This is a genomic window from Enterovibrio norvegicus, assembly GCF_002876705.1.
GTDB lineage: Bacteria > Pseudomonadota > Gammaproteobacteria > Enterobacterales > Vibrionaceae > Enterovibrio > Enterovibrio norvegicus_B.
This window is the reverse complement of sequence record NZ_MDAG01000002.1, coordinates 153,842-171,986: the sequence shown is the minus strand read 5'-3', so window position 1 is coordinate 171,986 and position 18,145 is coordinate 153,842. Positions and strand designations below refer to the sequence as shown.

The window sequence follows — 18,145 nt, the reverse complement described above, 5'->3', positions numbered from 1 at the left end:
TGAACCGCACCACCTGTCTCGGTACACCCGCAGGGATAGCGGAAAAACAATAAAGCAGTGAAAGAGAGGCATTTAGATGAACCGTCTAACAAAACGTACGTTACTATCGACAGCGATTGCTGTGGCGACATTCCAAGCACATGGTGCAGGTTTCCAAATTAGTGAACATTCCGCTAGCGGCCTAGGCCGAGCTTTTGCGGGCGAAGCAGCAATTGCAGACAATGCAGCCGTAGCAGCGCGTAACCCTGCTGCAATGACCATGTTTGATTCTGCTCAATTGTCAGGTGGTATTTCGTTTATCCAGCCTGATGTGGATGCAAAAGTAACAAGCAGCGAGCTTGCGATAAGTAATCCACCAACACAAACAGGATCCGAAAATTACTCGGATGTTGCACCTGATGCTTTTGTCCCCAACATTCACTACATACACCCTTTAAATGACAAGATGGCAGTGGGTTTCTCGGCATTTTCTAACTTCGGCCTTGCAACTGAATACCCGACAGACGCAATAGCGGGCCCAGGGGCCGGTAAAAGTGAGCTCGCAACTGTCGATTTTAATGCCAATTTCGCATATGAAATTAATGAACAATTGAGCCTTGGTCTTGGATTAAATGCCGTCTATGCTGACGCGTCACTAACTCGTAATACCGGATCGTTAGCACCGATTCTGTCCAGCCCTGCAACTGATGAAACAGCAAACTTATCTGGCGATGGTTGGGGTTTTGGGTGGAACATCGGTGCTTTGTGGCACATAAACGAAAAGAACCGCTTAGGTTTTGCCTATCGTTCAGAAGTCGATATTACTCTTGATGGCGAATACCGCGGAACATCTACAGCATTTGCAGGTAAGCCGGGGCAGACAGTCCCAGGAGAGCTTGAGTTAAACCTTCCTGATATTTTCGAATTCTCTGGCTACCATGAGTTGGCTCCTAAGTGGGCCATGCACTACAGTGTGATGCGTGTCGGTTGGAGCAGCTTCCAAGAACTAAGAGCAACTGGTGCATCATCTGATTGTATTAATGGGGGTAGTGAGCCGGGCGTATGTTTACAAAAAGATGAAAAGTGGGATGATAGCTGGCGTTACGCCATCGGCGCCACACACTACCTAAATAATAAATGGACACTTCGAGCGGGTTTTGCGCGTGACGAAAGCCCAGTTCCAGATGAGCATCGTACACTAAGCATCCCAGACACAGATCGTAATTGGTACACCATTGGTGCTACTTATCAAGCAACAAAAGCACTTACTATTGATGGTGGTTTTGCTTACTTGAATGGCGATACTGCATCAGGCACGGAAACAGAGAGCGTTGCAACTTACAACTTCGAAGCTGGCGGTGATGCTTACATCTACAGCGTGAGCGCCAACTACACCTTCTAATAATCCGTCGCATTATTAAGAAAAGCCGATTCTTTGCAATCGGCTTTTTTGTTGCTTGTCACATTAATGAAATGTGGATGTAACCTATTGATATGCTGTATTTCATCTCTCCTCGCTATTTTTAAACACGTGTTCATATGACCACCGCGTCAAATTATTGACCAACCTCCTAATTAATAGGGCTTATCTGAGTAAAAACCTGAATTAGTGCAATTACTTCAAACATCAGTTTTGAAACTGGACAATAAATCCCGAAAATTAAGACACTTACAGACAATTTAACAGCTGTTTAACAATTATTCATACCGTGACATATTAATGCTCGAGAAAGTCCGAACAGCTTAAAAACAACTTATAAAAGCCGTTCTGGTGTTTCAACCCATTGAATATATTGCGTTTAGGTTGCCAAGCAACCCATTGCTCAATTGGAATGAGAGGCTGTATGTCAAAAAAACTATCAAGAACAGCAATTGCACTCGCAGTTGCATTAGCTGCGCCGTCTGCATGGAGTGCGGGGTTTCAGGTATCAGAACACTCTGCGAGCGGATTAGGTCGTGCGTATGCCGGTGACGCTGCCATCGCTGATAACGCATCGGTTATAGGGCGCAACCCCGCGCAAATGACCATGTTTAAGGAAGCACAACTCTCTACAGCCCTTCACATCGTTGACCCAGAAATAGACATCACGGATACCAGCAACAATCAAAAAGCGTCCGACGTTGCGCCCATGCAATTCGTACCTGCCACCTATTACGTAAGTCCGATCAATGACAAATGGGCATGGGGAGTCGGCTTATACACCGTCTACGGCGTTGCAACAGACTACCCTGATGCCTTTGAAGCGGGTGATGTTGCAGGTGATACGTCGCTCGCGAGTGTGAACCTTAACCCATCTATCGCATACCGTTTGAATGAACAAGTCAGCTTTGGCGCGGGCATTAACGCGGTTTATGCCATCGCAGAATTGAATCGTCACATTGGTGCACTTGCTCCCACTTTTGAAAGCGATAATTTCTCCGAGAAACTCATCAGTATGGAAGGTGATACGTGGGGATTCGGCTGGAACGTGGGAGCTTTGTTTGAACTAGACAAAGATAACCGCTTTGGCATCGCTTACCGTTCTGAAGTCGAACTCGATTTCAGCGGGGATTTCACAGATCACCAAGGATCTATCACTGGCACGAAAGGCCAAGTCGTTACTGGCGACCTTTCCGTACCATTGCCCGCTGTTGCTGAATTGTCTGGTTTTCATCAGCTAAACCCTTCCCTTGCCGTCCACTACAGTATGATGTGGAGCCAGTGGAGTTCATTCACAGAGCTTAAAGCAACCAGCGCTCAGTGTACCTCTGATGGCGTTCAGGGCGTTTGTTTCGACAAACAAGAAGATTATGAAAGTGTATTCCGTTGGTCTTTAGGCACAACGTATGACATTTCTGAGGACTGGACCGTTCGCACAGGTTTTGCCTTTGATGAGAAAGCAGGCAAATCAACACTGAGTATTCCTGACTCTGATCGCTACTGGTTTTCTGCTGGTGCAACCTATCGCTACTCCCCAAGTTTGACCTTCGATGCTGGTGTTACCTATATCGCCAGTAAATCTGGAACCTTCACCGAAACCAGCCTGACGGGAGAGCGTACGTTCTCTGCAAAAGGGGCTGCATATATCGGTGCGATGCAAGCTAACTACAGCTTCTAGCCATCCATCCAGGGAGTATTGAAGATGAATAAAGGATTACCTATGAACAAGAAATTAGTTGTACTTGCTCTAGCATCAGCTCTGGGTGTAACCGCATGTGGCGGAGAATCAGAATTAAGCGGTGGAAGCGCAAACGGTAGCTACGAAGACTACATCCAGGACAGCTTGAACGCACCAACACAAGTTAATTTCCAATTGGCCGGTGCTGACGCTAGCATTCCGGGACCAAGCTTTCTTTTGATGAATCAAACTGATGGAACGCTAGATATTCCAACAGGTGGCGACAATGCACTATCAAATCCAGCCGCCGCAATGGGAACGATGGACGGATGGCCAGTGTCAATGCCAATGAGCCTATCGTTTAAAGGCGCAGGCCTTGCCGATGGCTTTGCAACCACAGGGATTAGCATTGTTAAATTAACGGAGAGCTTAACAGACCCAGCTGTTACCGTAGAAAAGGTACTTCAACTTGGTACTGACTTTAATGTCATTACGAGCGCTGAGTCTGCCATTGTTGTTTTTACCCAAGCACTTGAACCCTCTTCCGAATACGCATTTGCAATAACCAATGCGTTTACAGATGAAAATGGCGACGGCGTGGGCATGACCCGCTCTTACGCGACGTTAATTTCAGACTCAAACCCCACCTTGGTGGAATCACTAAAACCCGCAAGTGCGCTGACACAAGGGGTTAATTCCATATTCTCAGCGGTAGGCGTCCAGCCTCAGGATATTGTTTATAGTTCTTGGTTTACGACCCAATCCGTGGGCAGTACCTTATATGCCACAAAAGCGGCAATTGCGTCCGGTGTTAGTGACTTCAATGCAATCTGGAAAGACTCTGCCAACCCAAACAACGTTGATCTATCACAAGCATACCTAATGTCTGTCCCAGCATCCGGTGAGGACTATGCAACCGCAATTCAAGCTGATACAAACTTTGCTACTTATGTCGACCCTAATGGAACAATAGCGCCACTGCTCGTGGGATCGTACACCGCCAATACCGTTACCGTCACAAAGGGAACCGTTAAACTGCCCTATTTCCTCGAAAAAGGAGCAGCTAATTGGAACACTACTCCCTTCGAATCTGGGATGCCAAGCCTTGCTATCATTTCCAGCGCACTCGGTGATGAAAACGCCAATACAGTGGCTCAACAACTTGCAGCGGCAGGTATTGATACAGCGAAACTGGCGGATGATGCAACAGAGCAACTCAAGCTTATCGGTTTAACGTTAACAGGTGCAAATGGCGCTCAATTGGATGCTGAGCGGATCATCACCAAGTTCAGCCCTATCCCTCAAGTAAAATCGTTGGATGACGTTCCTTTTGTTCTATTCTCACCAACAACACCTTCTGGTGCGGTTGAGTTAGTGATCTATCAACATGGTATTACGTCAGCAAAAGAAAATGCGTATGCGTTTGCAGCTAATATTATCAATGGTGCGAAAGGATTAGGTAAGGATATTGCGGTACTAGCGATTGACCAACCTATACATGGGGAACGTAGCTTGGATTCGACTCGCTCGGCTAATGTTGACGCGACTAACTATCTCAACTTGGCTTACTTGCCTGTAGGACGTGATAACTTGCGCCAAAGTGCCCTAGACAATGTCGGTCTACGCGCCGCTGTTACACTCTCGCAAGTAGCTGGTTTATTTACGAATACACCACTTGCCACGCTGGATAATACTGCGACAACTCACCCAGCATTGTTCGGTCATTCTTTAGGAGGAATCACCGGGTTTAGCACTGTCGCCACTGCTAACAATACACTAAGCACTGCTACCACAGACAATAGTGCAGCGGATGCCTTGTTTACATTCTCTCGCGTTGCGGCAGCAAACACGGGTGGGCAAATCGTAAATCTGCTTTTAGGTTCAGAATCGTTTGGGCCACTGGTTCGATCGCAAGTGACTGCTGGCGTGCCAGCTGCAGAACAAGAAAGCGTAATTAATCAGTTTGCTTACGCCGCGCAAACGGTAATTGACGCAGTTGACCCATTTAATCTTGTTGCACTAAATGATTATCAGGGTACAAATGTCTTAGATGGCCTCCCAATCTACATGCAGCAGGTAAAAGATGATGACACTGTTCCTAATGCAGTAACAAACGCACCCTTTGCAGGCACTATACCACTCGCCACAAGCTTAGGCTTGGCTGTTGTTGACACCGCATCACAAGCCACCAACAATGGTCGCAACTTTACGAAGTTCAGTGATGTTGGTCAGCATAGCTCTGTGATTGCTCCTCAAGATGCAAACTTAGCAGATCTAGGCCACACCACAGAGATGCAATCTCAACTCGTGCAATTCTTGAGCGGTGTAGCTGAAGACTACTCTGTTTCAGACGCTAGTGTGCTTGAGTAAACTCAACTAAACACCCCAAAAGGCCAGCACCCGCTGGCCTTTTTCTTTATTTCTCCCTTCCCAACAAATTCCTCTCGACAACGTTAAAAAAAAACGCAAACTGTGCTCTTCGCAACGTGATACCCAAGCTACCTCTTGACTCATCAAGGATGACGAGGTGGTTTGGTTATACACATTTGGGATAATTTTTTGCCCGTTTTGGGCACAGAGAAGTAGGGAAAAACTCATGAATCCGGTCGTTATCGCGGTTTGTGTGATGCTAATGTTGGCCCTTTTAAGGGTTAACGTTGTCGTCGCGCTCACCTTTAGTGCCATTCTTGGCGGAGTGGTTAGTGGTCTATCGTTAACCGATACCATTTCAGCGTTTGAAGGCGGGCTTGGCGGCGGTGCAACCATCGCATTAAGTTACGCTATGCTAGGTACCTTTGCCGTCGCTATCAGTCGTTCTGGTATTACTGACCTATTAGCCCAATCCGTCATCCGTAAACTAAACGGTAAAGACAATGCAAACGCATCTAGCGCTTTGAAATACATGGTACTTGTCGCCTTAGCGTTGCTTGCAATGTCATCTCAAAACGTCATTCCTGTACACATTGCGTTCATCCCTATTGTTATTCCGCCACTTTTGCATGTGTTCGCAAAATTGAACCTAGACCGACGTCTCGTAGCGTGTGTCCTGACCTTTGGTTTGATCACACCATACATGGTGTTACCCATTGGTTTTGGCGGCATTTTCCTTAACAACATTTTGCTGAAAAACCTGCACGATAACGGGCTAGATGTTGTTGCAAGCCAAGTGCCTCAAGCCATGCTTTTACCCGCAGCAGGCATGTTGTTCGGTGTGTTGGTCGCTGCGTTCATTAGCTATCGTAAACCTCGTCACTACTCGGAAGAAAAAATTCGCGCGGCTGAACCCGAAAAAGCCGAGATTAAACCACAGAATATTGTTGTGGCAATCGTTGCGATTGCGACCACCTTGGGTGCTCAACTTTATACTGGCTCAATGATCGTCGGCGCGCTTGCAGGCTTTATGGTGTTCACCATTGGCGGCGTGATCAAGTGGCAGGACACGAACGATGTCTTCACGCGCGGCGTGCATATGATGGCCATGATTGGCTTCATTATGATTTCAGCCGCCGGTTTTGCTGCCGTGATGAAAGCAACAGGCGGTGTTGAAACTTTGGTGGCGTCACTCGCATCGAGCATTGGTGACAACAAGCCCCTCGCTGCACTATTGATGTTGGTTGTGGGTCTATTAGTCACGATGGGCATTGGTTCATCATTTTCCACCATCCCGATTATCGCCACTATCTACGTACCACTGGCGTTGGCATTTGGCTTCTCACCGATGGCGACGATCGCTCTGGTGGGTACTGCCGCAGCCTTGGGTGATGCTGGATCTCCAGCTTCTGACTCAACGCTTGGCCCTACGTCTGGCTTGAACGCTGATGGTCAGCATGAGCACATTTGGGACACGGTTGTGCCCACCTTTGTTCACTACAACTTGCCGTTGATTGGCTTTGGTTGGCTCGCAGCCATGGTGCTGTAATCTGAGCACTTTTCGCCCTAGCGATAAAATACCACCCAATAAAAAAGCCGCTGATGATCAGCGGCTTTTTCTTTTTGAATCATTGCGTTAAAAACGGCGAGGTTTTATTCCGCATCACGGCGCATTGCCGCATCTTTGATGATAGGCTGAAGCTCACCTTTCTGGAACATTTCCAGTACGATGTCACAACCACCGATCAACTCACCTTCAACCCATAGTTGAGGGAAGGTCGGCCATTCTGCGTAAATTGGCAACTCGGCACGAATGTCTGGATTTTGCAGAATATCTACGTACGCAAATTTTTCACCGCACGCCATCAGCGCTTGGCTAGTTTGCGACGAAAAGCCACAGCTAGGTAGCTTAGGTGAGCCTTTCATATAAAGCAGTATCGCATTTTCTTCGATCTGCTGTTTGATTTTATCAATAGTTTCCATTACTTCCTCGAACACCAAGTGTGATGACTTCATCCATATTAACTGGGAAAAGCGCGGAAAAAAATGCCTAAAAACTGTAAGGGCATATTCAGCCGCTTTTTTTAAAATTATTCTTTTAATAAAGTAAAAACTTGCTAAACTGTTTTGCAGTCAGTCTATAAGTAGAAACGTCGACAATTTAGTTACCTAAAGTGTAAGACAAATCTACAGGAAGCAATAATGTCAGGGGGCAACCCCACCCATCATGGAGAATCGAGTAATGGCATTTCAACTACCAGCTCTTCCTTACGAAAAAAATGCACTTGAGCCGCACATCTCTCAAGAGACTTTGGAATACCACTACGGTAAGCACCACAACACTTACGTTGTTAAGCTTAACGGCCTAGTTGAAGGTACTGAGCTTGAGAGCAAATCTCTAGAAGAGATCATCAAGACCTCTACTGGCGGTGTATTCAATAACGCAGCACAAATCTGGAACCACACGTTCTACTGGCACTGCCTAAGCCCAAATGGCGGCGGTGAGCCAACAGGTGATGTTGCTGATGCAATCGCGAAAGCATTCGGTTCATTCGAAGACTTCAAAGCGAAATTCACTGATTCAGCAATCAACAACTTCGGTTCTTCTTGGACTTGGTTGGTGAAAAAAGCTGACGGTTCTCTAGATATCGTAAACACGTCAAACGCAGGCACGCCACTGACTGAAGAAGGTGTTACACCTCTTCTAACTGTTGACCTGTGGGAACACGCTTACTACATCGATTTCCGTAACCTACGTCCAGACTACATGAACGCATTCTGGGCATTGGTTAACTGGGAATTCGTTGCTCAAAACCTAGCAGCGTAATCTCTCGGTTCTCTCGCACCCTTGAGTGTGAATGAAATACCTCGCTTCGGCGGGGTATTTTTTTGCCTGGCGTTCACCAAAAACACCGAGCGAGCAAGCGATAGAGGCGTTGTAAACATCAGGCACAAAAAAGCCGCTGATGATCAGCGGCTTTGTTTTAGGTCTTAGGTCTTAGGTCTTAGGTCTTAGGTCTTAAGATTTCAACTGGCGTTAAACGCAGTGTTACGACACTTCAGCAAGAATAATGCGAAGTGTACGGCGTAGAGGCTCTGCAGCACCCCACAGCAATTGGTCACCGACAGTGAACGCATTCAAGAAGTCATCACCCATTGCCATCTTACGAAGACGACCTACAGGCACAGACAAGGTCCCTGTTACTTTTGCAGGAGACAGCTCTTGCACCGTAATGTCACGCTCATTCGGGATCACTTTAACCCAGTCATTATGCGCAGCGATGATGCCTTCGATTTCGTCCAAAGGAACGTTCTTCTTCAGCTTCAACGTGAGTGCTTGGCTGTGACAGCGCATTGCACCAATGCGAACACACGTACCATCAATCGGTACTGGGTTGCTTTCAAGACCAAGGATCTTGTTCGTTTCAACGGTGCCTTTCCACTCTTCCTTGCTTTGACCGTTTTCACGTTTCACGTCGATCCAAGGGATTAAAGAGCCCGCCAACGGCGCACCAAATTCTGAAGTCGGGAAACTTGAAGAGCGCAGCGTTTCAGCCACTTTACGGTCGATATCTAAAATGGACGTTGCAGGGTTTGCCAGATCAAGGCTCACTGCATCATTAATCACGCCCATTTGGCTGATCAATTCGCGCATGTTTTTCGCACCAGCACCTGATGCTGCTTGGTACGTTTGCGCGGTCATCCACTCAACCAGACCTTCTTTGTAAAGGCCACCCACCGCCATCAGCATCAAGCTGACAGTACAGTTACCACCCACATAGGTTTTCGTCCCCTTGTGAATGCCTTCTTGGATTTGCTTAAAGTTGACAGGATCCAGCGTAATGATGCTGTCTTCTTTCATACGAAGTGTTGATGCGGCATCAATCCAATATCCCTTCCAGCCAGCGGCCAGTAGTTTTGGATACACTTCTTCGGTATAGCTACCACCTTGACAGGTAATAACAACGTCCAATGTTTTTAGACTTTCGATATTAAAGGCATCTTCGAGAAGACCTGCATCTTTGCCATAGTTTGGCGCAGGGATGCCAATTTGAGAGGTGCTGTAAAAAACCGGCTCGATAACATCGAAATCACGCTCTTCTACCATGCGCTGCATCAGTACAGAACCAACCATACCGCGCCAGCCTACTAACCCTACTCTTTTCATTCGCTCTCACACTCCTTGTTTTAAATTTCTCCACTTATCTTGAAAATTAACGACACAAATAACAAGCAAAAACTGCATCTTTTTGCCTAAGCACGAGAAAAATCTCAGCCTGCCTTCATTGAACTGGCTTCAACCCAAATTTAAATACCTCATTATGGAAGTGATGGCATTGAAACGAACCGAAGCAACCAAAAGACGATTTTTACGATCTTCCTCTCATTCGCATAGAGACAAAAATACCTATATAAACCAACCAAAACGACGTTTAGAGCCAAAACATTGCAGTTTAACCATCTCAAATGCTGCACATTTACATTTTCACACACATTTTAGAAACACACTTTAACCGCATCACAATCACACAAATTAACCATATCTATACAAATATCATCAGGTAAACCATGAAAAATAACCCCTTAAGCGCATAAGTCACATAAAATGAAATTCTTGTTCACCTCTTCTATCCTCTTTCGCTAAAGTAACTCTCGCCGCCAGGATGGTAGTAATAACAGCCCACTGTTTGTGATTGTTTGTATACCCAAGCGACCTCAAGGTAATGATGTCTAGGATGTCAGAAAAAGAAACGTTAGAGCGCGATATTGATGCGCACAGACGTTCATTTTGACGTGACTTGGTTATGTATTTCACCGGAAGGAACCGACACGGGCCCGACTCTCAAGAAAGGTTTCATATATGAAAAAACGCTCGGCGCAACTTCCTTCTTTGTTCCAAGTATTCATGGCGCTCGGTCTGTTCCTGTTGTTGGCATTCTCCTTCACCGCCAAACTTAACTTACCTATTCAATTGGCGCTGTACATCGGTTGGTTCTTAATCATCGGCCTTGGTATTAAGCTTGGTCATCAGTACAAAGACCTTGAAAAAGCGGCCACCAACGGCATCGCAAACGGCCTAGGTGCGGTATTAATTCTTCTGGCTGTCGGCGCGCTTGTCGGTACCTGGATTGCGGGCGGTATCGTTCCAACCATCATTTATTACGGCTTGAAAGCCATTCACCCATCCATCTTCCTGGCTGCCACCATGATCATCTGTTCATTAACGGCGCTAGCGACGGGCACATCATGGGGTGCGGCAGGTACTGCGGGTATCGCGATGATGGGGATTGGTCAAGGTCTTGGCGTTCCTGCCCCCGTCACTGCGGGCGCTGTGCTGTCAGGCTGTTACTTTGGCGACAAACTGTCTCCGCTTTCTGACTCGGTGATCCTTGCTTCTTCTATGTCTGGTGTCGAGATCGTTGAACACATCAAAGGCATGCTGCCAATCGCTCTGATCAGTTACATCATCACGGGCATTTTGTTCACTGCACTTGGCCTGCACTACGCTGGCAATGTTGACATGGCGCAAGTGAGTGACGTGATTGCAGCGATGGACAAGCAATTCGTGATTTCACCAATGTCCTTTATCCCTGTGGGTATTGTGTTATTGCTTCTGGCTTTGCGTTTACCGTCATTCCCAGTGATTTCTCTTGGTTCTGTATTGGGTATCGTGTGGGCTATCGTGGTGCAAGACATGAATCCGCTAGCAGCAATCAACACGGCATGGGCTCCGTTCCAAATTGATTCTGGAGTGAGCTTCATTGACGCCATCCTAAACCGTGGCGGCATGGAATCTATGCTCGGTTCAGTGGCTGTGATTGTCTTTGGTCTGGGCTTTGGTGGTCTACTAGACAAAGTGGGCGTACTTGAAACCATCGCGAAGATTTTCGAGCGCAAAGTGAATTCTGCGGGCAGCCTTGCGACCTCAACCATTGGTACGGCATTCCTTGGTAACGTGTTTGGTTCGGCCATGTACGTGTCTTTGATTCTGACACCTAAGATTTGTGCGAAAAACTATGACCGCATTGGTTACCACCGTAAGAACCTTTCTCGTAATGCAGAGTTCGGCGGCACACTCACATCCGGCATGGTGCCTTGGAGTGACAACGGCATTTACATGGCGAGCATCTTGGGTGTTGCAACCCTGTCTTATGCCCCGTTCATGTGGCTGAGCTTCGTGTGTATTATCGTGACCATTGTGACCTCGTACCTTGGTTGGTTTGTGGACCCTGTTGAACCAAACCAACAGCGCGAAGTGGCATCCGATAACACAAACCTAGAAGGCGCTGCAGCACTGCAAAAAGCGTAATCTGAACAACCCCTTTCTAAAGGCAGCGATAGCTGCCTTTTTTACATCTCACGAAAGGTGTTTACATCCTTGTTTTAGCGGAAAATCTCAGCCTTCTCGACACTGCTACTGATAGTAGATCACGATCACATATTCAACATTGCACCACGCGAATTCCCCACCATTCAGTAGCACATATTGACCCCAATCAAAGTGCGGAATCCCTCGCAGAAGAGAATGGGGGCAGATTTCATTTTGCATACGCAAATACAATTAGCCCAAAGAGGTATCTATGAGCACTCCTAGCGAGCAAACTCGCAAAGTTACTATCGGTAGTTACTTTGCCCTCGCCTTCGCCGTCGTTTTCTTTTCAGGATTACTCCAATCTAACGAATGGTATGGCGTTTTTGACTTCACCACCCTGAACGGTTCTTTCGGTAGCGTTGTTTACGGCGTCAACGAAACCGCTGACGGTATCCAAGCTGCAACCACATCGATGCGTGGTAAAGGCGGTAGCGGCGCGCGTGACGGCTTCCTGTTCGCCCTAACACTGATCCCAACTGTGATGTTCGCACTGGGTATGATCAACGTGCTTGAGCACTACGGCGCACTGGATGCAGCACGTAAACTGCTTACGCCACTGCTTCGTCCATTGATGAACATTCCTGGTAACACAGGTCTTGCGTTGATTGCATCGCTACAAAGTACCGATGCGGGTGCAGCAATGACACGTCAGCTAAAAGACGAAGGTCATCTCACCAAGCGTGAAGCGGATATCTTCACCATGTTCCAATTCTCTGCAGGTGCAGCGATCGTGAACTTCTTCTCATCAGGCGCGGTACTGTTCACCCTGACATTGATGGACGGTTCTTTGGCTGTTGCTTCCTCTATCGGTCTCGCGGTTGCCGTGATGTTCGTATTCAAGTTCGTGGGTGCAAACCTGTTCCGCGTTTACTTGAACATCACTGAAGGCAAAGAAGACAAAACAGGCAACGCGCTAACCGAGGAGAAAGCATAATGACTGAAGCAAAAAAGCCGATGGTGACGGACATTTTCGTAGAAGGCGCTAAAAAAGGCTGGAACATCGCAACAACGTCAACCGTGCCAAACGTTCTGATGGCCTTCGTGATCATCAAAGCACTTCAAATCACAGGCGCATTGGATCTGATGGGCACCTTGTTCTCTCCAGTTATGGCAGTGTTCGGCCTTCCTGGTGAAGCAGCAGCCGTGCTTATCGGCGCATGGATGTCGATGGGTGGCGCAGTGGGCGTGGTGATTAGCCTGTTTGACCAAGGCATCTTAAATGGCGAACACATTGCCATTCTTGCGCCTGCTATCTACCTAATGGGTTCACAAGTTCAATACCTTGGCCGCATCCTTGGCCCAATCGGTACTGAAGGTCGCTACATCCCGGCCATGGTTATCATCTCAGTCATCAACGCCCTAGGCGCAATGTTGGTGATGAACATTCTGGTTTAACGCTTTTCTCTCACGCCGAGCACTTTCATATTCAATAAAGGCTCGGCGTTGCTTTCCAAACGGATTTCCGGAGTTGCTATGAACTTTTCTCTGAACACCTATCTAGAAGAACTACGTCCCCTGATCAATGTAGATTGCGGCACATTGACGGTTGAAGGCATCGAAGTGATTGCCAACATCATGGCCGAAAAATACGAAGACATGGACGGATGGAACATCAAACGTGTTGATTGTGGTATTGCTGGCGTGGGTCTTGAGATCCGCAACAAGCCTGAAGCAGAACACATCGATGTGATGTTGATTGGTCACATGGATACCGTATTCCCTGTGGGGACAGCGGCTGACCGCCCAATGAGCAACGATGAAAACCGTGCATACGGCCCAGGCGTTTCTGACATGAAGTCAGGCCTGCTGAACGTGGTATACGCACTGCGTGAGCTGGATGTGAGTGTTCGTGATGCATTGTCTATCTGTGTTTGCATGAACCCAGACGAAGAGATTGGCTCTCTGCACTCAGAAGCATGGCTGAAATCCGTGGCGAAAGATGCACGCCACGTGCTGGTTGCAGAAGCTGCACGTGCTGATGGCTCATTGGTAAAAGCACGCAAAGGCATGGCGCGTTACCGAATGACGTTCCACGGCAAAGCGGCACACGCAGGTAACGAACCTCAAAATGGCCGCAGTGCAATCACTGAAATGGCGCATTGGATCCTTGCCTTGAACGCGATGACGGACTTTGAAACAGGCACCACCCTGAACGTAGGCGTTGTGAATGGCGGCGACGGCGCAAACATTGTTCCACAACACGCTGAAGCGGTTGTTGACGTGCGTTTCTGGGACAACGATGAATATGCGCTCGTAGACAGCAAAATCCGTGCATTAACGGAAACCCCGTTCGTTGATGGCGTCACCGTATCGTTGGTGCGCGAAGCGACCAAACCTGCAATGGCACCAACAAGCAAAACCGAAAGCCTTATGGCGATGATCGAAGAAACCGGAAAAGATCTGGGTATCGACATCACTTGGCAGGAAGTGGGCGGCGGCTCTGATGCCAACCTAACTGCAGTATTGGGTGTACCAACCCTTGATGGTTTGGGTCCAATCGGTGCAGGCTTCCACAGCGATGCAGAATACCTTGAGCTTCACTCTATTGAGCCACGCATCAAACTACTGAAAGCAGTGCTTGAGAAATTGGCGAAATAAGTATTCTCCGTCGGCCAATACGCTCACCCTGATCCAACGCAGGTTAGACGTAAGCTAACGTACAAATAAAAAGGGGCGAATTCGCCCCTTTTTTGTTGTCTCTGGTCGTTACATCAGGATTTATACCCTCGAAGTGAATCGAGATAATCCGGCAAGAACAACGATATTTGCGGAATGTAGGTGATCAGAATCAGGAAGATCAGCAGCAGACCAAGCCAAGGCAACGCGGCACGTATCGCCCACCCCATGCTTTCCCCCGTTATCCCCGCTGTCACAAACAAATTCAGCCCCACCGGCGGCGTTAACATGCCTATTTCCATGTTCACCACCATGATGATGCCCAAATGAATCGGGTCAATACCAAGCTGCATCGCGATAGGGAACAAGATCGGTGCCATGATCAGCAAGATAGCCGATGGTTCCATGAAGTTACCCGCAATCAATAGCAGGATGTTCACCACAATCAAGAAGCCCCACGCCGGTAACCCCCACGCCACAATGGTTTCGGCAATGGTATGAGGGATACGCTCAGTGGTGAGCACATGGGCGAACAACATCGCATTCGCGATAATAAACAGCAGCATGATGCTGACTTTCGAGGCATCACGAACCACATGGCTCACTTCTTTGTCAGTAAATGACTTCACCATCACCATCGGCAGTGAAACCAGGTTTCTCAGCAACATGCTTACCGTGCCTTCACCATCACGACGCCAAGGCACATCTTTGAGTGGACCAATATCGCGATAGCCCCACACACTGACAAGCCACGCGTAAACCGCCGCCACCGAAGCCGCCTCCGTCGGGCTGGCGACACCGCCGTAAATCGAGCCAAGCACGATGATAATCAGCATCAGGCCACCCAACGCGCGAAGCCCCGAATGCATTAGCGCAGCAACGCCAGGAAACGGCTGTGAAGGAAGGCCTTTGATACGTGCAACGATGTAGATAGCCAGCATCAAAATCCCGCCCATCATCAAGCCAGGAATGAAGCCCGCCATAAACATGCGTGACGCTGACACTTCCGTTGCAGCGGCATACACCAGCATCACGATAGAAGGTGGGATCAAAATGCCCAAGGTACCCGCATTGGCAATCACACCGGCGGCAAACGCTTTGGGGTATCCGGCTTTCACCATGCCCACAATGACGATAGAACCGATAGCGGCCACTGTGGCAGGAGAACTGCCAGACACCGCCGCAAAAAGCATACAGGCCATAACAGACGCCATGGCGAGGCCACCTTTCACATGACCCACGGAATCAATGGCAAAATTGATCAGACGCCTTGCGACGCCCCCCGTTGAGAGAAACGCCGAAGAAAGAATGAAAAAAGGAATGGCCAATAAGGTGTAGTGTTCACTGGTGGCCTCAAACAACTTCAAAGCAATGGATGCCAATGAGTCGTTTGAAAACATCAAAATCGTTGCCACACTCGACAAACCGAGTGCAATCGCAATGGGCATCCCTATGAACATACAAAGAAAAAGCAATCCAAACAGTGCTGCAATGGTCATTTTTTTTGCCCCTCTTTGGCGTCATATTCAGCTTCAAGTTCCTGCGCCAAATGCATGCTTTCCTTCGCTTCATCAATGAAGCCAAACCCAGCACGTTTTCCTGTCCAGACTTCGTATCCCAAACTAAATACGCGAAGCGCTAACAGTGCAAAGCCCAAGACCAGACATGACATGGCTTTCCACTTCTCAATCGGCATGTCTTCCATTTCAATGCCGATCATTCTCATTTTGCTGAGGTAAATCCAAGACCCATACAGAAAGAGCCCGCAATAAGCCAAGCACCCGCCGAGCGCAATCAAGGTAACAACCTTTTGCGTGCCAGCAGGCAAATGCTTCACCAAGGCATCCACGCCGATGTGTGCACCTTCCCGTAAACCCCACGACGCGCCCATCAACACCAACCATGCTGACATGTACAAGGTAAGCTCTTGAGCCCACAGCAGCCCTTCGTTAAAGAAGAATCGCAATATCACTTCGAAAAACACCAACAAGGTCATCGCCACCAACAACAAGCCGATGCCGGCTTCTTCAAAGCGGTGTAAAAACTGAACCATGTTCTACTCCAAACATAAAAAAGCCCGACGTGTTAGGTCGGGCTAAAACAACTTACTGGTTTGAGGCAACAGCAGCGTCAATCAGCGATTGACCAATTTGTTCTTGGAACTCACCCCAAACAGGTTTCATGACTTCAACCCATTGCTGGCGCTCTGCATCAGTCAGCGTGATCACTTGGCTACGTCCAGAGTCAATGATGTTTTGGCGATCTTTCATGCCCTTCTCATTGGCGATCTGATTACCGTGCGCCACGGCTTCATCCAACGCTTTTTTTAGCACATCTCGGTCTGCGTCAGGCAAACCAGACCAAAACTCATTCGATGTCGTCACCATGTAATCCAACACGCCGTGATTGGACTCAGTGATGTAAGGCTGAACTTCGAAAAATTTCTTCGAATAGATGTTTGACCAGGTATTTTCCTGACCATCGATCGCGCGTGTTTGCAGCAAGGTAAACACTTCGGAAAACGGCTTTTTCAGCGGCACAGCATCGACCGCTTCGAACTGTGCAGCCAGCACGTCAGAGCTCATGATGCGAAATTTCTTCCCATCTGCATCAGAAGGCACGCGCAGTGGATCGTTCGCTGACAATTGCTTTAAGCCATTGTGCAAATACCCAAGTCCCGTCAGCCCCTTACCTTGCACCGAATTCAGCAATGCTTGGCCCGCTTCGCTGCGTTGAAAGCGATCAACCGCCGCCATGTCTTTGAACAGGAATGGGAGATCATAAATCTGGAGTTGTTTAGTGTATTTGGAGAATTTAGAGAGAGAGGGGGCAATAAATTGTATGTCTCCAAGGATCAGCGCTTCCATTTCTTTGCCGTCACCAAACAGTTGTGAATTGGGGTAAACCTCAACCACGTATTTGTCACCGATGCGCTCAGCCACAAGATCTCTAAACTTGAGTGCCATTTGGCCTTTCGGTGTGTTCTCAGCCACCACATGGGAGAATTTGATCGTGTCAGGTGCCGCTTGTGCACCAGCAACCATGCCCACACACAGTGCGATGGCGGAAACCATCTTCTGAAGGTTTTTCATAGAATGTCCTCTTCTTCCTACTTTGATAAACATTCACACAGAGAATGTTTGCTTTCCTTTTAATCAGTAGCGCAAGGAGGAAGAGGGTTAAATGCTTTAAACATTTAATTAACAATTCAAAAACAAATTTGAGAGATCGAAATTGGGAAAGGGGTGAATTTCCACCCATTTCCCATTCTAAGAAAGAAGACAAAGAAGACGCACGCCGAACCGTTACGTGGCGTTAAGTTTAATGCGGTTGGAAAAGGCCATGCATGTAATGGCGAGCGATGATGAACGGGATACGCCAGCGAATTTTCGGCTCTGCCCATCGAACAATGTGGTTGATTTCCAGTCGCTTCGCATCGGGATAACATTGACGATGACACTCACGACAAGAAGCATTTCCCATTTGTGTTGCACACTGGGAGTATCGTGCTTCTTCAAAGGCAATCAAGGCAGAACACTGAGGACAAAGCTGGCTGCCACGGTGAATGTGCTTGCAATAATATGTCGTCATCGCGCGAACGAGCCACAGAGGCTGGCGTCGTTGGGTTGACGTTACAGATACAGTATTCATAGGCGCGCTATTTTGCTCGCGCGTGGCGAAAAACCATTGACCCAGATCAAGTTAATTG

The 18,145-nt window shown here is 47.9% G+C and carries 14 protein-coding genes and 1 pseudogene; 9 read left to right on the top strand and 6 right to left on the bottom strand.

What is annotated here, in order from left to right:
* Positions 1-76: 76 nt before the first annotated feature.
* The 4 genes from BCT27_RS01945 (at position 77) to BCT27_RS01930 (ending at position 6,996) form a co-directional block, all read left to right on the top strand.
* The gene (locus tag BCT27_RS01945; protein WP_102319587.1) at positions 77-1,381 is read left to right on the top strand and encodes a porin; all 1,305 of its coding nucleotides are present in this window, start codon (positions 77-79) and stop codon (positions 1,379-1,381) included.
* A gap of 442 nt (positions 1,382-1,823) precedes the next feature.
* Positions 1,824-3,077 (top strand): outer membrane protein transport protein, encoded by a 1,254-nt coding sequence (locus BCT27_RS01940; RefSeq protein WP_102319588.1) that lies wholly within the window; start codon positions 1,824-1,826, stop codon positions 3,075-3,077.
* Between the two features lie 42 nt (positions 3,078-3,119).
* The gene (locus BCT27_RS01935; RefSeq protein WP_102394884.1) at positions 3,120-5,447 is read left to right on the top strand and encodes a VolA/Pla-1 family phospholipase; all 2,328 of its coding nucleotides are present in this window, start codon (positions 3,120-3,122) and stop codon (positions 5,445-5,447) included.
* Between the two features lie 226 nt (positions 5,448-5,673).
* Positions 5,674-6,996 carry a Na+/H+ antiporter family protein gene (locus tag BCT27_RS01930; RefSeq protein WP_102391038.1) on the top strand — a complete coding sequence of 441 codons (1,323 nt, stop codon included), beginning with the start codon at positions 5,674-5,676 and terminating at the stop codon, positions 6,994-6,996.
* Between the two features lie 104 nt (positions 6,997-7,100).
* Here the strand turns inward: BCT27_RS01930 and grxD are convergent, their stop codons facing one another.
* On the bottom strand, positions 7,101-7,430 hold the full coding sequence (gene grxD, locus BCT27_RS01925) for a Grx4 family monothiol glutaredoxin (RefSeq protein WP_017007674.1): 330 nt from the start codon (positions 7,428-7,430) through the stop codon (positions 7,101-7,103).
* A gap of 259 nt (positions 7,431-7,689) precedes the next feature.
* Between grxD and sodB the strand changes: the two genes are divergently transcribed.
* Positions 7,690-8,274 carry a superoxide dismutase [Fe] gene (gene sodB, locus BCT27_RS01920; RefSeq protein ID WP_102319591.1) on the top strand — a complete coding sequence of 195 codons (585 nt, stop codon included), beginning with the start codon at positions 7,690-7,692 and terminating at the stop codon, positions 8,272-8,274.
* A 222-nt stretch (positions 8,275-8,496) separates the two neighbouring features.
* On the opposite strand, the gene asd is transcribed toward sodB, so the two are convergent.
* Complete coding sequence (gene asd / locus BCT27_RS01915; protein ID WP_102258962.1) at positions 8,497-9,615, bottom strand: aspartate-semialdehyde dehydrogenase; 1,119 nt, start codon at positions 9,613-9,615, stop codon at positions 8,497-8,499.
* Positions 9,616-10,290: 675 nt separating this feature from the next.
* On the opposite strand from asd, the pseudogene nhaC reads away from it, so the two are divergent.
* From nhaC to BCT27_RS01895, 4 genes and pseudogenes are all read left to right on the top strand, one after another.
* A pseudogene (nhaC, locus tag BCT27_RS01910) lies at positions 10,291-11,757 on the top strand (Na+/H+ antiporter NhaC); the annotation flags it as partial.
* A gap of 271 nt (positions 11,758-12,028) precedes the next feature.
* Positions 12,029-12,754, top strand: a complete 726-nt coding sequence (locus tag BCT27_RS01905) for a nucleoside recognition domain-containing protein (protein ID WP_017007678.1) — start codon at positions 12,029-12,031, stop codon at positions 12,752-12,754.
* The gene (locus BCT27_RS01900; protein WP_017007679.1) at positions 12,754-13,215 is read left to right on the top strand and encodes a YjiG family protein; all 462 of its coding nucleotides are present in this window, start codon (positions 12,754-12,756) and stop codon (positions 13,213-13,215) included. Before BCT27_RS01905 ends, BCT27_RS01900 begins: the two co-directional genes overlap by 1 nt.
* Positions 13,216-13,293: 78 nt before the next feature.
* Positions 13,294-14,418, top strand: coding sequence for a M20 family metallopeptidase (locus BCT27_RS01895; RefSeq protein ID WP_102394883.1), 1,125 nt, complete (start codon positions 13,294-13,296; stop codon positions 14,416-14,418).
* A 113-nt stretch (positions 14,419-14,531) separates the two neighbouring features.
* Here the strand turns inward: BCT27_RS01895 and BCT27_RS01890 are convergent, their stop codons facing one another.
* The 4 genes from BCT27_RS01890 to BCT27_RS01875 form a co-directional block, all read right to left on the bottom strand.
* Positions 14,532-15,935 (bottom strand): TRAP transporter large permease, encoded by a 1,404-nt coding sequence (locus tag BCT27_RS01890; protein ID WP_102258960.1) that lies wholly within the window; start codon positions 15,933-15,935, stop codon positions 14,532-14,534.
* Positions 15,932-16,489 (bottom strand): TRAP transporter small permease, encoded by a 558-nt coding sequence (locus BCT27_RS01885; protein WP_102394882.1) that lies wholly within the window; start codon positions 16,487-16,489, stop codon positions 15,932-15,934. Before BCT27_RS01885 ends, BCT27_RS01890 begins: the two co-directional genes overlap by 4 nt.
* Positions 16,490-16,541: 52 nt before the next feature.
* Positions 16,542-17,528 carry a TRAP transporter substrate-binding protein gene (locus tag BCT27_RS01880; protein WP_102394881.1) on the bottom strand — a complete coding sequence of 329 codons (987 nt, stop codon included), beginning with the start codon at positions 17,526-17,528 and terminating at the stop codon, positions 16,542-16,544.
* Positions 17,529-17,757: 229 nt separating this feature from the next.
* The gene (locus BCT27_RS01875) at positions 17,758-18,087 is read right to left on the bottom strand and encodes a nitrous oxide-stimulated promoter family protein (protein WP_102319595.1); all 330 of its coding nucleotides are present in this window, start codon (positions 18,085-18,087) and stop codon (positions 17,758-17,760) included.
* Positions 18,088-18,145 lie beyond the last annotated feature (58 nt).

Excerpts from the sequence above, each read along its gene's own strand:
- BCT27_RS01945 (WP_102319587.1), top strand. The coding sequence starts at position 77 with ATGAACCGTCTAACAAAACGTACGTTACTATCGACAGCGATTGCTGTG.
- BCT27_RS01940 (WP_102319588.1), top strand. The coding sequence starts at position 1,824 with ATGTCAAAAAAACTATCAAGAACAGCAATTGCACTCGCAGTTGCATTA.
- BCT27_RS01935 (WP_102394884.1), top strand. The coding sequence starts at position 3,120 with ATGAACAAGAAATTAGTTGTACTTGCTCTAGCATCAGCTCTGGGTGTA.
- BCT27_RS01930 (WP_102391038.1), top strand. The coding sequence starts at position 5,674 with ATGAATCCGGTCGTTATCGCGGTTTGTGTGATGCTAATGTTGGCCCTT.
- grxD (WP_017007674.1), bottom strand. The coding sequence starts at position 7,430 with ATGGAAACTATTGATAAAATCAAACAGCAGATCGAAGAAAATGCGATA.
- sodB (WP_102319591.1), top strand. The coding sequence starts at position 7,690 with ATGGCATTTCAACTACCAGCTCTTCCTTACGAAAAAAATGCACTTGAG.
- asd (WP_102258962.1), bottom strand. The coding sequence starts at position 9,615 with ATGAAAAGAGTAGGGTTAGTAGGCTGGCGCGGTATGGTTGGTTCTGTA.
- BCT27_RS01905 (WP_017007678.1), top strand. The coding sequence starts at position 12,029 with ATGAGCACTCCTAGCGAGCAAACTCGCAAAGTTACTATCGGTAGTTAC.
- BCT27_RS01900 (WP_017007679.1), top strand. The coding sequence starts at position 12,754 with ATGACTGAAGCAAAAAAGCCGATGGTGACGGACATTTTCGTAGAAGGC.
- BCT27_RS01895 (WP_102394883.1), top strand. The coding sequence starts at position 13,294 with ATGAACTTTTCTCTGAACACCTATCTAGAAGAACTACGTCCCCTGATC.
- BCT27_RS01890 (WP_102258960.1), bottom strand. The coding sequence starts at position 15,935 with ATGACCATTGCAGCACTGTTTGGATTGCTTTTTCTTTGTATGTTCATA.
- BCT27_RS01885 (WP_102394882.1), bottom strand. The coding sequence starts at position 16,489 with ATGGTTCAGTTTTTACACCGCTTTGAAGAAGCCGGCATCGGCTTGTTG.
- BCT27_RS01880 (WP_102394881.1), bottom strand. The coding sequence starts at position 17,528 with ATGAAAAACCTTCAGAAGATGGTTTCCGCCATCGCACTGTGTGTGGGC.
- BCT27_RS01875 (WP_102319595.1), bottom strand. The coding sequence starts at position 18,087 with ATGAATACTGTATCTGTAACGTCAACCCAACGACGCCAGCCTCTGTGG.